Here is a 13,600-nt window from a genome sequence, read left to right as displayed (position 1 = left end):
AATAATAAAAAAGGCTACCCGTGGGGTAGCCTTTTTTACATTAGAAAAAGAATTATCTGTTTTTCTGTCTTATCTTCGTCAATAAATACTGATTAATCCTTTCTTTTAGTCAATTAACAGGGAAACTATATGAACGAAAAATTGCAGGTACTGGCAACAAAACTCAATTTATCTACCGAGCGTCTGCAGGAATTAATGCAGGATTCTTCGATTGTTAAATACAAAAAAGGAAGTTTCTTAATGCAGAACGGTGAACTCTCTCATCAGCTGGGGTTTATTATTAAAGGAGCACTGAGGACCTTTACCATTAATCAGGAAGGAGAAGATATCAGCTTCCTGTTACAAGTTGACAGTGATTTTTTTGGTGACTATGAGTGTTTTCTTAGCGGCACGAAATCAAACTGGCAATTACAGACAACAACGAGAACAGAAGTTGTTTTGATAGAAAAACAGCATTTGCATTTTCTTATGGAAAGAGATCCTTTTTGGATTGGTTTCTATAAGCAAGTTGCAGATATATGCTTTCTGGAAGCTAAACGCAGAATTGAGGAGCTTTTATTCTACACGTACGAACAACGCTACCTGAATTTACTTACCAACAGACCTAAAGTTATTGAAAAAATACCTCAAAAATATATAGCCAGCTATCTTGGTGTGACAACACAATCTTTGTCCCGGATAAAAAGCCGCATTTTGTTAACATAAGTGAACGTTTTTGCTATCTATAGCAGCGAAATTTGCTGTATTAATTTAATACAAAAGCATTATGGATATCGCTATTATAGGAGCAGGGATTGGTGGATTAACAACCGCTTTGGCTCTAAAAAGAAGAAATATACCGTTTAAAGTTTATGAAGCTGCTGAAGAATTAAAACCTGTTGGAACAGGGATTATTCTGGGCATTAATGCCATGCAGGTATACCATCAGTTACAGATAGAAAATAAGATATTGGCTGCCGGAAAGAAAGTAGACAGTATTAATGTAACCGATTTTAAATTATCTCCAATCACTGAAACGCTATTACTGCCTTTTGAACAAAAATTTGGTCACAAAAGTATTGCCGTACACCGTGCTGAATTACATCACATCCTGACAGACGAAGTAGGCAAAGAAAATATAGTTTTAAACAGCAAACTTTCGAACGCTGTAAAAATTGAGAATAAACACTATGAGCTAAGCTTTGAAAACGGAAATAAAGCAAATCATACTTTTATAATCGGAGCCGATGGCATTAATTCGAAAGTCAGAAAAATATTTTTTCCCGATACACAACTTAGAGCTGCGCATCAGATTTGTTTTCGCGGTGTTACCCATTTTAATTTACCACCGATATATAAGAATGAGCTAATAGAGGGATGGGGACAAGGAAAAAGATTTGGCTTTGTCGAAATTTCAGAGGCTAATGTCTATTGGTATTTTCTGGTTAATCAGAATCTATATCAAAAGCAGAATGACTTAAGGGTTTACCTTCAGGATGCGCCGGAATTTGTAAGAGAAATGATTATAAATACGCCAAAAGATAACTGGTTTACCGCAAATTTACAGGATCTGAAACCCATTACAGAATGGCAGAAAGACCAGGTTATATTACTGGGTGATGCAGCCCATGCTACTACGCCGAATATGGGACAAGGTGCCTGCCAGGCAATAGAGGATGCTTATGTTTTATTCAGATTAATGGAAAGGTACAATCTGGAGCAGGCTTTTGAAAACTACCCTTCTATAAGAAGAGAAAAAGCCCATCATGTTGTAAATACCAGCTGGAAAATCGGAAAGATCTCGCAATTAGAAAACAAACTCCTGATGCGAATAAGAAATCTTATGCTGCGCAAAACACCTAAATCCACACAGGCTAAAAATTTCGAACGTTTATTTACCTTAGATCTGGTTAATTAAAATAACGAAAAAAGACTGATCGGGTTTTCCGGTCAGTCTTTTATTTTATCTCTTCTCCACAGAAGAATTAAGTTTTTATTTTTCAGGCAACACCCAATTTCTTAGCAACAATAGCATTCATTATTATTTGGGCGTGAATTCTGGAATTTTCTATAAACCACAAATGGGTATTTTTCCCACCACAGACCACGCCCGCCAGATAAAGTCCTGGCACATTGGTTTCCATTGTGTGATCATTATGATGCGGAACCAGACTTTCTCCTTCTAATAAAACACCCGCCTTACCAAGGAATTCAAAATCCGGCAAATAACCAGTTAAAGCCAGTACAAAATCATTTTCTATTTCATTAATGTTCCCATTACCATCTCTGAAGATTATACTTCCCTCTTTAATTTCGGTTAGCTCAGCATTAAAATAAGCTTTGATGCTGCCTTCAGCAATTCGGTTTTCAATATCGGGACGTACCCAATATTTTACTCTCTTTCCGATTTCCGGACCTCTGACAATCATGGTAACATCTCCTCCCTTTCGATAAATTTCTAATGCAGCATCAACAGAAGAATTACTCGCTCCTACTACGACAACTTTCTGTTTTGCATAGGGATAAGGTTCAGAGTAATAGTGTTTCACTTTAGACAGTTCCTCTCCTTTCACATGGATTCGGTTAGGTATATCATAAAAGCCGGTTGCCAGAATAACGTTACTTGCTATATATTCATATTTAGAAGAAGTGACTTTAAATAATGTACCTTCCTTCACTACATCCGTTACTTTTTCGTAAAGACGGATATTGATATTTCTTTGTCTTGTAATTCCCTGATAGTATTCCAGAGCTTCCTGTCTTCCAGGTTTTGGAGCCGTGGTAATAAACGGAACTCCGTCTATTTCCAGTCTGTCTGCCGACGAAAAGAAACGCATATACAATGGATAGTGATAAAGACTGTTGGCTATTGTGCCTTTTTCCAGAATAACATAGGAAAGTTTCTTTTTCTCTGCTTCCAGTGCACATGCCAATCCTATAGGCCCACCACCAATAATTACAAGGTCATAAATATTCATAAAGCAAAATTAAGGTAAAGCCCGGTCTACCCTGCAGTGATTCTTATTAATTTTATCTGTTAACACATTAATATAATATGAATTTAGATTTAGTTTACAATCCTTGTCAAGGTTAATGATGAGTGCTGAATTAACCTTGACAAGGGTTTCACGAAATATCACTTAATGTAAAACTCTAAAAAAATATTTCAGAAGGTATATTTACAATTCAATATCCTCCCATACAATTCCTCTGAAATGGAACTGTTCAATCATTTTCTTTCTTTCCTGCTGCATCATTTCTATTTTCTGAAGCAGATTGCTGATAATCTCTATCCCCGGCAGATTAACATCCAAATCATAGTGCCAGTTGGTAAAGCGCTCCAAATCAGGAAGATCGCTGTATGAAACATATTTAACCTCATTTTCTATCTGGATATGTAGTAAACCTGAATCTTCCAAAGACTCTAAAAATGACATTTCTATATTGTAAAGCTTAATCAGTTCTTCGCGTGAAATTCTCTCTTCCATAACTTAGGATTTTTGCATTTCTTTTAGTAATTCTTTTTGTCTGTCTGTAAGATTCTTTGGCAACTGTACATTAAAAGTAACATACAAATCTCCGGACTGTCCTTCCTTTTTATACACTGGGAATCCCTTTCCTTTCAACCTTACCGTTGAAGCACTAGCCGTTTCCGGTTTTACTTTCAGTTTTACGCTTCCATTTAAGGTCTTCACCTCAACATCTCCCCCCAGTAAAGCAGTATACATATCAATATTTACAGTTGTTTTCAGATCATCACCAGATCGTTTAAGATGACTGTCTTCAGGAATAATAAACGTAATATACAGATCTCCGTTTGGCCCTCCATTATGTCCTTCCATTCCATAGCCTTTCAGTTTTATCTGTTGACCGTCATAGACTCCTGCCGGAATTGTAATTCTTACTTTCTTATTATTTACATCCAGTGTACGCTGGTGTGTTTCGGCTGCTTCATGTAAAGAAAGCTGTAATTCTGCATGCAGATCCTGACCTTTGAATTTACCTGAGCTTCTCCCTCTGGAAGATGAGCTAAATCCACCGCCGCCACCTCCAAACATTGACTGGAAGAAATCCGAGAAATCTTCTCCCTCACCAAAATCAGAACCTGAAAAGCCTCCCGATGAATAAGCCCGTTGTGAGTTTTGCTGTTGTTGTCTGGCTTGTTCATACTTCTCATATTCCTCACCATTTTTCCAGTGCTCACCATACTTGTCATACTTTGCACGTTTCTCAGGATCACTCAGCACTTCATTAGCTTCATTCAGTTCCTGAAATTTATGATGTGCCTCTTTATCATCCGGATTAAGATCCGGATGCATTTTTCGGGCAAGTTTCCGATAAGCTTTTTTTATGTCATCCTGGGTCGCATTTTTATTGACTCCCAGAGTTTTATAATAATCAATAAATGCCATAGAACATATGTTTTCTCAAATTTAATGAATATGAAAGAAAAGTATGGCCAATTATTTGTTAAAAAACAATCCTATTAATTTGTATTTTTACTTTTATATTTTTTCGGATGACAACAACTCAACACTCTTTCTGGCAGAGTTATTCCAATATTATTCTCCTTCTGATAGGTATTACTGTTGGCAGCATAATCGGTATTTTTTTTCCAAATGTTGTAAACTATCTTAAGCCTGTCGGAGATATTTTTCTTAACCTGCTTTTCGTTACCGTTATTCCTTTGGTATTCTTTGCCATTGTAACTTCGGTATCGGCTATTGAGCAAAAAGGGAAACTGGGTAAGATACTTTTCGCCATGATGTTTACCTTTCTGTGTTTTGTCATTATTGCTGCTATTTTTAGTATCGGAGCTGTATATCTTTTTCCTACTGCGAGACCTTCAACCGATGCAGCCGTAACAATTGCAGAAAACATTACCAGTACCGAAACCTGGAGTGACCGGATTGTACGTTTCTTTACTGTTGGAGAATTTTACATGTTGCTTTCCCGGCAGAACATGCTGGCTATGTTGATATTTTCTTTCCTTTTGGGTATTGCTATCCGTAAGTCGGCTCCGGAAAAAACAGATACTTTCCGCAAGTTTATGGCAGGCGGAAACGAAGTAATGAAGGAATTACTAATATTAATTATGAAAGCTGCACCTATAGGACTCGGCGCTTATATCGCATACCAAGTCGGTACATTAGGACCTCAGCTTTTTGGATTCTATGCAAAACCCTTGGGTGTTTATTATGGAGCTGGAATTGTTTACTTCTTTGTATTTTTCAGTTTGTATGCTTTCGTAGCTAACGGAACCAAAGGCATTAAGCTTTTCTGGAAGAATAATATTGTGCCTTCATTTACAGCCATCAGTACCTGCAGCAGTCTGGCAACTATGCCAGCCAATCTGGATGCTGCCAGAAAAATTGGAATCCCCGATTCGGTTGCCAATGTTGTTATTCCTATCGGAACAACCATTCATAAAAACGGATCATCTATTTCTTCTATTGTAAAAATATATGTTGCTTTTCTCTTGTTGGGATGGGATTTTTTCGATTTCAATAACCTTATTATAGCCTTAGGAATCACAGTCTTTGTAAGTGTTGTTGCCGGAGGCATTCCCAACGGAGGCTACATTGGAGAAATGCTGATGATATCCGCTTATAACCTTCCGCAAGAAGCTATTCCGGCAGTTATTATTATTGGTACACTTGTAGATCCATTGGCTACAATACTTAACTCAACCGGAGATACTGTAGCAGCAATGGTTGTTACCCGGCTAGTCGGAGAAAAATTTAATCCGCCTGTTGAAGAGTAGTATTTCTTTGAAGCTCAAAAATAAGATTATCCAGATTATCCTCGTCAGTACGTTCAGGATTCAGTATAAAATTATGTTTTAACAATAAGCTTTTGGAAGCCTCATTGTACCGGCTTGTAAAAGCTTCGATGTTATCCAGACCAAGTATTGAAAAACCATATTCAATTACTGCAACCAGGGCTTCTGACATAATTCCTTTACCATGGTAATGGGGCTTTAAATCATAGCCAACCTCAGCCGTCTTACGATCTGCGGATATTTTCCACAGACATATTCCTCCGATTAACTCAGGGTTTTCTTTTTTACGGATAGCCCAGTTTATTGCGCTTTTATTTTCATATCGATCTCTGATCAACCGGATAAAATCATAAGCCTGCTGAATATTCTGATCGGGCTCTCTTTTGATATAGCGTATTACTTCTTCATTAGACCGAAGAAATAAAACGCTTTTTGCATCTGTGTCTTCAAGCTGATTAAGCAATAACCTGTTGGTAACTAATATTGGAAACATAAACCACTACTATTTTTATCTATTTTATAAAGTTTAAACAAAAATAACTATAATTTATTAACCATATCAAAAATAATTTTAAAACAAAACATCATAAACTTGGTAAAACTTTTATTATTCGTTAATTTAGACTCCGAAATATATAAATGAAAAGAGTATGAATATGTACAAAAAAATTACGCTTTCTGCGTTAGTTATTTCGGCGCAATTCTGGTCGGCCCAGCAAACCTCACAGGAAAAGTTAAATCCTGTAGTTCAAAACATTGTAAATGAAGCTAATAATAATTCTCAGTTAGAAAATTTGGCTTTTGAATTATTAGATGTTATTGGTCCACGTTTGGTTGGCTCGCCTGCAATGAAGCAAGCTAACGACTGGGCTGTAGAAAAATATAAAGGCTGGGGAATCGATGCACAAAACCAACAGTTTGGTGAATGGGCTTCTTGGCAAAGAGGAATTACACAGGTAGAAATGACTTCGCCGCGTGTAAAAAGCCTGGAATCGATGCAGTTGGCATGGTCTCCTGCCACCAAAAAAGCAATAGATGCTGAGGTGGTCATACTTCCTAAAGTGAATAATCCCTCCGAATTCACGGAATGGTTAAAAGGAATTAAGGGCAAATTTGTATTGATGGCACAATACCAAAGATCTGGCCGCCCTGACTATCAACTAAAAGAATTTGCTACTCCGGAATTGTACGAAAAGTTTAAAGCACAAAGAGATAAAGATGCTGAAGATTTCAGGGCTTTAATTAAAAATACAGGCTACGATAACAATACTCTTCCCGAAGCATTAGAAAAAGCAGGTGCAGCTGGTATTGCTATTTCTAACTGGACTGGTATTATGGGAGCTAACAGAATTTTTGGAGCTAAAACCAAAAACATTCCGATGATAGATATTGCTGTTGAAGATTACGGAATGCTTTATCGTCTTGCTTTGAATGGTAAAAAACCGACAATCAAAGTAAATGCACAATCTAAAAATCTTGGAACAGCCAAGTCTTTCAATACCATTGCAAGAATTGAAGGAAAAGAAAAACCAAACGAATATGTAATCCTTTCTGCTCACTTCGATTCGTGGGACGGAGCACAGGGAGCTACAGACAACGGAACAGGTACTATTACCATGATGGAGGCTGCAAGAATCCTAAAAAAATACTACCCTAACAACAAAAGAACTATTATTATAGGGCATTGGGGAAGTGAAGAACAGGGACTAAACGGTTCAAGAGCATTTGTAGTAGATAATCCTGAAATTATCAAAAATACACAGGTAGCATTTAATCAGGATAACGGAACAGGCCGTGTTGTTAATATTCAGGGACAAGGTTTTGTAGATTCATATGATTACCTTACCCGTTGGATGACAGCTCTTCCTAAAAATGTGGGTAAACATATTGAAACTTCGTTTCCGGGAATGCCTGGTGGCGGTGGATCCGACCATGCTTCTTTTGTAGCAGCTGGTGTACCGGGGATTTCATTAAGTTCTCTTAACTGGGGTTATTTTGGCTATACATGGCATACCAACAGAGATACTTACGACAAAATTATGTTTGATGAGGTAAAGAACAATGTAATTGCAGCTGCAGTTATGGCTTATATGGCTTCGGAAGAACCCGAACTGGTAAGCAGACAGAAACGTACTATGCCTGCAGGACAAACCTGGCCTGAGGTAAAGGAACCTAAACGCAAAGGAACTAACTAATACTATAAAAAAAAGTGAACCAAGTGGTTCACTTTTTTTTATATCTAAGCATCATTTCTTTTTACAGGCTCCAGATTTTCAAGTTCTTCAGGAGTAAATAACCTGTAATGTATTTTAAAAGTTTTCCCCAATGGTGTTTCCAGAGAAAATCCTCCCGGGCCAAAGCCATCCAGAACATCCAGCGTAAAATGTGAATACTGCCAATATTCAAATAAATCTCTGTCTACCCAGAATTCATATTCTTTAATATGACCAAGCAGAACATCATTCATCCGTGGAAAAAAACCTCCTTTTTCAAAACACTGAGGCTGAGTTCCTTCACAGCACCCGCCAGCCTGATAAAACATTAACGGGCCATATTTTTCTTCTAACTCATTTACTACAGACAATGCTTTATCTGTTATATCCAGTCTGGAAATCATAACCTATTTTTACCTCATTAAAAAATCTAAATACTTATCTGTTAATTTTGACTTCCTGCAATATCCAGAACTATTCTTCCGTCGATCTGGCCTTTTTTCATTTTGTCAAAAACATCATTAATATCTTCCAATTTTGCTGAGGTTACTGTAGCTTTTACTAAACCTTCATTCGCAAAGTCCAATGCCTCCTGCAAATCTTTTCTTGTCCCTACAATAGAGCCTCTTACTGTAATCCTCTTTAGTACCGTTTCAAAAATTGGCAATTCAAATGATCCCGGAGGAAGCCCATTCAGCGCAATAGTTCCTTTTCTTCTAAGCACATCGATTCCTTGTTTAAAGGCAATCGGGGAAACAGCTGTTATCAAAGCACCATGCATTCCCCCCACTTCTTTATGCAAGTAGGTACCCGGATCGGTTGTTTTTGCATTTATCGTAAGATCTGCACCTAACTTTTTTGCAAGTTCCAGTTTATCATCTGCAACATCTATAGCTGCGACATGCATTCCCATTGCCTTTGCATATTGTACGGCAACATGACCCAATCCGCCAATTCCGGAAATAGCAACCCATTCACCAGGTTTGGTTTCTGTTTCTTTTAATCCTTTATATACGGTAACACCAGCACACAAAATTGGTGCAATCTCTAGAAAATTGACATTAGATTTCAGATGTCCTACATATCGGGAATCAGCAATTACATATTCAGCAAATCCACCATCTACACTATATCCTCCATTCTGTTGGGCTTCACAAAGCGTTTCCCAGCCTGTTATACAATAATCACAACATCCACAAGCGCTATATAACCAAGGAACTCCAACAGCATCACCTTCTTTTACCATAGCATCCGGACCACAAGCAACGACGATACCAACACCTTCATGTCCCGGAATCAATGGCATTTTGGGTTTAGCAGGCCAGTCTCCGTCCACAGCATGTAGATCGGTATGACAGACTCCGCACGCCATTACTTTTACCAATACTTCATAACGGCCGGGTTCTCTTACCGGTACTTCCTGAATCTTTAATGGTTCTCCATAACCCTGGACAACCGCTGCTTTCATTGTTTTTGGAATCATATTTACTTTTATTTTAGTTTGAATTCTATATAAAATTCAAAAATTCATAATCAATACAAGAACACAAAATATTCATTTGTATAATACTGTTTTTAAAGCACCGAAATTCTTACATCATACTCGGATTATACTAACGGATAATAAACAACTAAACCTTTCAGAATATTTATATCTTCCGGGTTTAGTTGCTCAAACACACTATTTAAAAAAAGCCTAATTTGTTTTTATTATAAGAGATCAGCATATTTTTGGTCTGGCGATAATGATCTAGCATCATTTTATGATTTTCTCTTCCGATTCCGGATTGTTTATATCCTCCAAACGGTGCTCCTGCCGGATAAGAATGATACTGATTCACCCATACCCTACCAGCTTCAACAGCTCTCGGAATACGGTATAACTGATGAGCATCCCGTGTCCATACACCTGCTCCTAGTCCATAGATGGTATCGTTTGCAATAGCAATAGCCTCTTCTTCATCTTTAAAAGTTGTAACCGCCAGTACCGGTCCAAAGATCTCTTCCTGGAAAATTCTCATCTTATTATTTCCTCTGAATAGTGTTGGCTGGATATAGAATCCATCTTCCAGACCTTCACCCACATTATTCACATCTCCGCCTGTTAATACTTCTGCTCCCTCTTCTTTTCCAAGGTTGATATAAGACAATATCTTATCTTTCTGAATCTGAGAAGCCTGTGCTCCCATCATTACAGTCGGATCCAACGGATTTCCCACTTTAATTTTGTTCACACGGTCTATTACTCTTTCAATAAATGCATCATAGATATCCTCCTGAACCAGTAATCTGGACGGACAGGTACAGATTTCACCCTGATTAAGAGCAAATAGAACAGCTCCTTCAATAGCTTTATCTAGGAACTCATCATCCGCATCCATTACTGAATTAAAGAATATATTTGGCGATTTACCTCCTAATTCCAGTGTTACAGGAATAATGTTTTCCGTAGCATACTGCATTACCATACGGCCTGTTGCTGTAGATCCTGTAAATGCGGCTTTAGATACTTTAGGATTGGTAACCAGTACACGGCCCAGTTCTGCACCGAAACCATTGACAATATTAACCACTCCGGCAGGAATAAGATCTCCGATTAGCTCCATTAAAACCATAATAGATACAGGTGTACTTTCTGCAGGTTTCAGAACTACACAATTCCCTGCAGCCAATGCCGGTGCCAATTTCCACACTGCCATAAGAATCGGAAAATTCCACGGAATAATCTGAGCAATAACTCCTAAAGGTTCATTCACTATTAATGAAACGGTATCTTTATCCAATTCGTTATGCGAACCTTCCTCCGCTCTTATAACACTTGCAAAATATCTGAAATGATCAATTGCCAACGGAATATCTGCAGCCAGTGTTTCTCGAACAGCTTTTCCATTATCTACTGTTTCCACAGCGGCAATATAATCCAGATTTTGTTCTATACGATCTGCAATTTTGTTCAGCATAATACTGCGCTCTGTAGCAGATGTATTTTTCCACGATTTAAAAGCTTCATAAGCTGTATCAACTGCCAGCGCAGTATCTTCTTTAGTAGAGTGCGCTACTTTAGTAAAAACTTTTCCATCTATTGGTGAAACCACATCGAAATAACCACCTAATACCGGGGCTGTAAATTTACCACCGATATAATTATCATATTTTGCCTTGAACTCAGGTCTTTTTAGTGCTTTATCTTCTGCAAGCACAGCTTCTGTAGTACTCATAATTATTTTTTTAAAATCTCCTTCAACCGAAGTTATCTACTCTAAGACCAAACACATAGCATAATATTCCATTTTTATAGCAAAATAATCTTCACCGGATAATTTTATCATTTCATTAACAGTACTTTATGGATCTGTTTGATTTTTATTTAATACTTTTATAAGTCACAGTTAAAAAAGAAGTCATGAAAAATGCAAAGTCTTTAGTAAATACGCTTACACTCTTACAAGAAGATCAGCTTTCTAATTTTATAGAAAATAAGACAACATTTGGTATGCAAAACTGTGAGTTTAGTATTTATGAAACCCATAGAAGTGCTTCTGATGTGAAGTTGAATTTTGAAAATCTTACTTTTACCGGAATGCTTCAGGGAAAAAAACGAATGAAACTGGACGGGAAAACAGATTATTTTGAATATCTTCCGGGGGAAAGCGTTTTGGTAGCCCCTGGCGAAACGATGATTATTGATTTTCCGGAAGCTGATGAGACGCCATCGCAGTGTATTACCCTAAGCTTTAATCCTGACTTTGTAGAAAACTCTCTGAATGAGCTTAACTTCCGGACGCCAAAAGTGGATGAAGCTTCTAACTGGAATATTTCTATGGATGAATTCTATCTCTTTAATACTCCCGCTTTGGCACTTACAACCAATAATATTATCCGTATAGCTATGGATGACAATCCTCAGAAGGATGTTATGGCTGATTTCGCACTGAAAGAATTATTAATCCGGTTAATGCAGACGCAAGGCCGAAACCTTGTTGAAAAGTGCCTTATGAAAAGCAAGTCTCATATAGGATTTGCTATTGAATTTATAAAAAAGAATCTGCACCAAAAACTTACAATAGATCAGATTGCAAATGTGGCCTATGTAAGCAAATCTAACTTCTTCAAAATGTTTAAAGAAGAGTTGGGAATTTCACCTAACAGATTTATTCTGGCTGAGCGTATAAAAAAAGCAAAAGAGCTTTTGGCGAGACACGAAAGCATAAAAGAGGTTGCTTTCCAGACTGGTTTTTCGGACACTAATTACTTTACCCGAATTTTCCGACAGCATGAAGGAATCACTCCTAAAATATTTCAGGATTCTGTGATATTAGGAGCTTACTAATATTTTACACTTTAATATAGATCTTCTTTTTATCCAGACAGTAGGCCAATAGCCAACAGAATCCAAGAAAAATAAGTGCATATAGAAAAGACCCAAACTCTGGTGAATAGGATATCGGCTCACATACATGCTTATGAAACCACCCCAATGGCGAGAAATATTTTATTTTTCCTTTATCATCCATTCCATTTTCAAGCCTGATGAGACTGAATAATCTAGGTACTACTCCACTGATAACATATATAAATAAAGGGTTCTTCCCAAATACATCAAAGAATTTCATTAATCTATTTCTTATTTCAAGAATTTCAATAAACCAGATTAACACTCCCAGAACCATTATTGCCAATCCTGTAGTCAGCAAAGTATAGGAACTACTCCATATCTTCTTATTGTATGGAAAGTCTAATTGCCATACATAAGAAATAAATAATGCTATAATCCCCAGAATAAAAAGCCCCGACAACATAGAGTAGATACTGTTTTCTTTCAGGGATTTACCAAACCATTGAATATTGCCTTTTTTCTGAATATAATTACCTATCAGATAACCAAATAAAACCTGTGAAATTGCAGGAATAGTGCTAAACAGACCTTCAGGATCAAAAGGAACTCCTTCTCCTTTATATTCATGAGCAATTCCCAATATGCTGTGGTCTATTGGCACACCAATAAAACCTTCTATACTGTATGGATCTGCTCCACCAAGAAACAGGGTTAGCAACCAGTAAACAACCAATAATGCACCGCTAATCCACAAAACCATTTTCTCTTTGAAATAATAAGCAATAACCGATGCAAAAAAGTAGGCAATGGCAATCCTTTGCAGTACTCCCATAATGCGGACTCCGCTTTCACCAGAGCTTTCCCAGCTTATGAAATTTAAATTATCATGATCCCATTTAAAAAACGGACACCAATTAAGAAACAGGCCTATACCAAAGATTAATAATGTTCTTTTAATCACCTTTTTCCAAAAAACGGAGCTATTCTGTTGTTGAAATTTAGGTATCACAAAAGTCATAGCGTTTCCTACTGCAAAAAGAAAAAACGGAAAAACCAGATCCGTAGGGGTACAGCCATTCCATTTAGCATGTTCTAAAGGTGGATATATAGCAGACCAGGTTCCGGGATTGTTTACTAAAATCATTAGTGCTACCGTGGCACCACGAAATACATCTAAGGAGTAATAACGGGCTGATTTCATTCAGAAGTAATAAAATTTAACTATAATATTTCTATATTCTAACAAATATAGCTAAATACTTTACAGAATAGGCAAATAAAAAACCGCAG

General features: G+C 37.2%; 13 protein-coding genes. 5 read left to right on the top strand and 8 right to left on the bottom strand.

Features of this window, described 5'->3' with window-relative positions:
* Positions 1–129: 129 nt before the first annotated feature.
* The gene (locus ATE49_RS09590; protein WP_059155279.1) at positions 130–705 is read left to right on the top strand and encodes a Crp/Fnr family transcriptional regulator; all 576 of its coding nucleotides are present in this window, start codon (positions 130–132) and stop codon (positions 703–705) included.
* Between the two features lie 61 nt (positions 706–766).
* Complete coding sequence (locus ATE49_RS09585) at positions 767–1,897, top strand: FAD-dependent monooxygenase (RefSeq protein ID WP_065081982.1); 1,131 nt, start codon at positions 767–769, stop codon at positions 1,895–1,897.
* A gap of 82 nt (positions 1,898–1,979) precedes the next feature.
* Here the strand turns inward: ATE49_RS09585 and ATE49_RS09580 are convergent, their stop codons facing one another.
* The 3 genes from ATE49_RS09580 to ATE49_RS09570 form a co-directional block, all read right to left on the bottom strand.
* The gene (locus ATE49_RS09580; protein WP_065081981.1) at positions 1,980–2,957 is read right to left on the bottom strand and encodes a YpdA family putative bacillithiol disulfide reductase; all 978 of its coding nucleotides are present in this window, start codon (positions 2,955–2,957) and stop codon (positions 1,980–1,982) included.
* 201 nt (positions 2,958–3,158) lie between these two features.
* Positions 3,159–3,467 carry a chaperone modulator CbpM gene (locus ATE49_RS09575; RefSeq protein WP_065081980.1) on the bottom strand — a complete coding sequence of 103 codons (309 nt, stop codon included), beginning with the start codon at positions 3,465–3,467 and terminating at the stop codon, positions 3,159–3,161.
* 3 nt (positions 3,468–3,470) lie between these two features.
* Entirely contained in the window at positions 3,471–4,391 is a 921-nt protein-coding gene (locus tag ATE49_RS09570) for a DnaJ C-terminal domain-containing protein (protein ID WP_065081979.1), read from the bottom strand.
* Positions 4,392–4,498: 107 nt separating this feature from the next.
* On the opposite strand from ATE49_RS09570, the gene ATE49_RS09565 reads away from it, so the two are divergent.
* Entirely contained in the window at positions 4,499–5,743 is a 1,245-nt protein-coding gene (locus tag ATE49_RS09565) for a dicarboxylate/amino acid:cation symporter (RefSeq protein WP_045183884.1), read from the top strand.
* On the opposite strand, the gene ATE49_RS09560 is transcribed toward ATE49_RS09565, so the two are convergent.
* Positions 5,721–6,254, bottom strand: coding sequence for a GNAT family N-acetyltransferase (locus tag ATE49_RS09560; protein WP_065081978.1), 534 nt, complete (start codon positions 6,252–6,254; stop codon positions 5,721–5,723). The genes ATE49_RS09565 and ATE49_RS09560 overlap by 23 nt on opposite strands.
* Positions 6,255–6,411: 157 nt before the next feature.
* On the opposite strand from ATE49_RS09560, the gene ATE49_RS09555 reads away from it, so the two are divergent.
* On the top strand, positions 6,412–7,956 hold the full coding sequence (locus ATE49_RS09555) for a M28 family peptidase (protein ID WP_179124361.1): 1,545 nt from the start codon (positions 6,412–6,414) through the stop codon (positions 7,954–7,956).
* 44 nt (positions 7,957–8,000) lie between these two features.
* Here the strand turns inward: ATE49_RS09555 and ATE49_RS09550 are convergent, their stop codons facing one another.
* The 3 genes from ATE49_RS09550 to ATE49_RS09540 all read right to left on the bottom strand — a co-directional run bounded on the left by ATE49_RS09550 (position 8,001) and on the right by ATE49_RS09540 (position 11,192).
* Entirely contained in the window at positions 8,001–8,378 is a 378-nt protein-coding gene (locus ATE49_RS09550; protein ID WP_045183880.1) for a DUF779 domain-containing protein, read from the bottom strand.
* A gap of 41 nt (positions 8,379–8,419) precedes the next feature.
* Positions 8,420–9,457 (bottom strand): alcohol dehydrogenase AdhP, encoded by a 1,038-nt coding sequence (gene adhP / locus ATE49_RS09545; RefSeq protein ID WP_065081977.1) that lies wholly within the window; start codon positions 9,455–9,457, stop codon positions 8,420–8,422.
* Positions 9,458–9,659: 202 nt separating this feature from the next.
* Positions 9,660–11,192, bottom strand: coding sequence for an aldehyde dehydrogenase family protein (locus ATE49_RS09540; RefSeq protein ID WP_065081976.1), 1,533 nt, complete (start codon positions 11,190–11,192; stop codon positions 9,660–9,662).
* A 185-nt stretch (positions 11,193–11,377) separates the two neighbouring features.
* On the opposite strand from ATE49_RS09540, the gene ATE49_RS09535 reads away from it, so the two are divergent.
* On the top strand, positions 11,378–12,304 hold the full coding sequence (locus ATE49_RS09535) for an AraC family transcriptional regulator (RefSeq protein WP_065081975.1): 927 nt from the start codon (positions 11,378–11,380) through the stop codon (positions 12,302–12,304).
* A 4-nt stretch (positions 12,305–12,308) separates the two neighbouring features.
* Here ATE49_RS09535 and ATE49_RS09530 read toward each other — a convergent pair whose 3' ends face one another.
* Positions 12,309–13,511 carry an acyltransferase family protein gene (locus tag ATE49_RS09530; protein ID WP_065081974.1) on the bottom strand — a complete coding sequence of 401 codons (1,203 nt, stop codon included), beginning with the start codon at positions 13,509–13,511 and terminating at the stop codon, positions 12,309–12,311.
* Positions 13,512–13,600: the final 89 nt, after the last annotated feature.

The organism is Elizabethkingia miricola, assembly GCF_001675285.1.
GTDB classification, from domain to species: Bacteria; Bacteroidota; Bacteroidia; order Flavobacteriales; family Weeksellaceae; genus Elizabethkingia; species Elizabethkingia miricola.
The sequence above is the reverse complement of the archived record's forward strand: the minus strand, read 5'-3'. Positions and strand labels throughout refer to the sequence as shown.

Coding starts and splice junctions, on each gene's coding strand:
- ATE49_RS09555 (WP_179124361.1), top strand. CDS start 6,412: ATGAATATGTACAAAAAAATTACGCTTTCTGCGTTAGTTATTTCGGCG.
- adhP (WP_065081977.1), bottom strand. CDS start 9,457: ATGATTCCAAAAACAATGAAAGCAGCGGTTGTCCAGGGTTATGGAGAA.
- ATE49_RS09540 (WP_065081976.1), bottom strand. CDS start 11,192: ATGAGTACTACAGAAGCTGTGCTTGCAGAAGATAAAGCACTAAAAAGA.
- ATE49_RS09590 (WP_059155279.1), top strand. CDS start 130: ATGAACGAAAAATTGCAGGTACTGGCAACAAAACTCAATTTATCTACC.
- ATE49_RS09550 (WP_045183880.1), bottom strand. CDS start 8,378: ATGATTTCCAGACTGGATATAACAGATAAAGCATTGTCTGTAGTAAAT.
- ATE49_RS09565 (WP_045183884.1), top strand. CDS start 4,499: ATGACAACAACTCAACACTCTTTCTGGCAGAGTTATTCCAATATTATT.
- ATE49_RS09560 (WP_065081978.1), bottom strand. CDS start 6,254: ATGTTTCCAATATTAGTTACCAACAGGTTATTGCTTAATCAGCTTGAA.
- ATE49_RS09530 (WP_065081974.1), bottom strand. CDS start 13,511: ATGAAATCAGCCCGTTATTACTCCTTAGATGTATTTCGTGGTGCCACG.
- ATE49_RS09570 (WP_065081979.1), bottom strand. CDS start 4,391: ATGGCATTTATTGATTATTATAAAACTCTGGGAGTCAATAAAAATGCG.
- ATE49_RS09575 (WP_065081980.1), bottom strand. CDS start 3,467: ATGGAAGAGAGAATTTCACGCGAAGAACTGATTAAGCTTTACAATATA.
- ATE49_RS09580 (WP_065081981.1), bottom strand. CDS start 2,957: ATGAATATTTATGACCTTGTAATTATTGGTGGTGGGCCTATAGGATTG.
- ATE49_RS09535 (WP_065081975.1), top strand. CDS start 11,378: ATGAAAAATGCAAAGTCTTTAGTAAATACGCTTACACTCTTACAAGAA.
- ATE49_RS09585 (WP_065081982.1), top strand. CDS start 767: ATGGATATCGCTATTATAGGAGCAGGGATTGGTGGATTAACAACCGCT.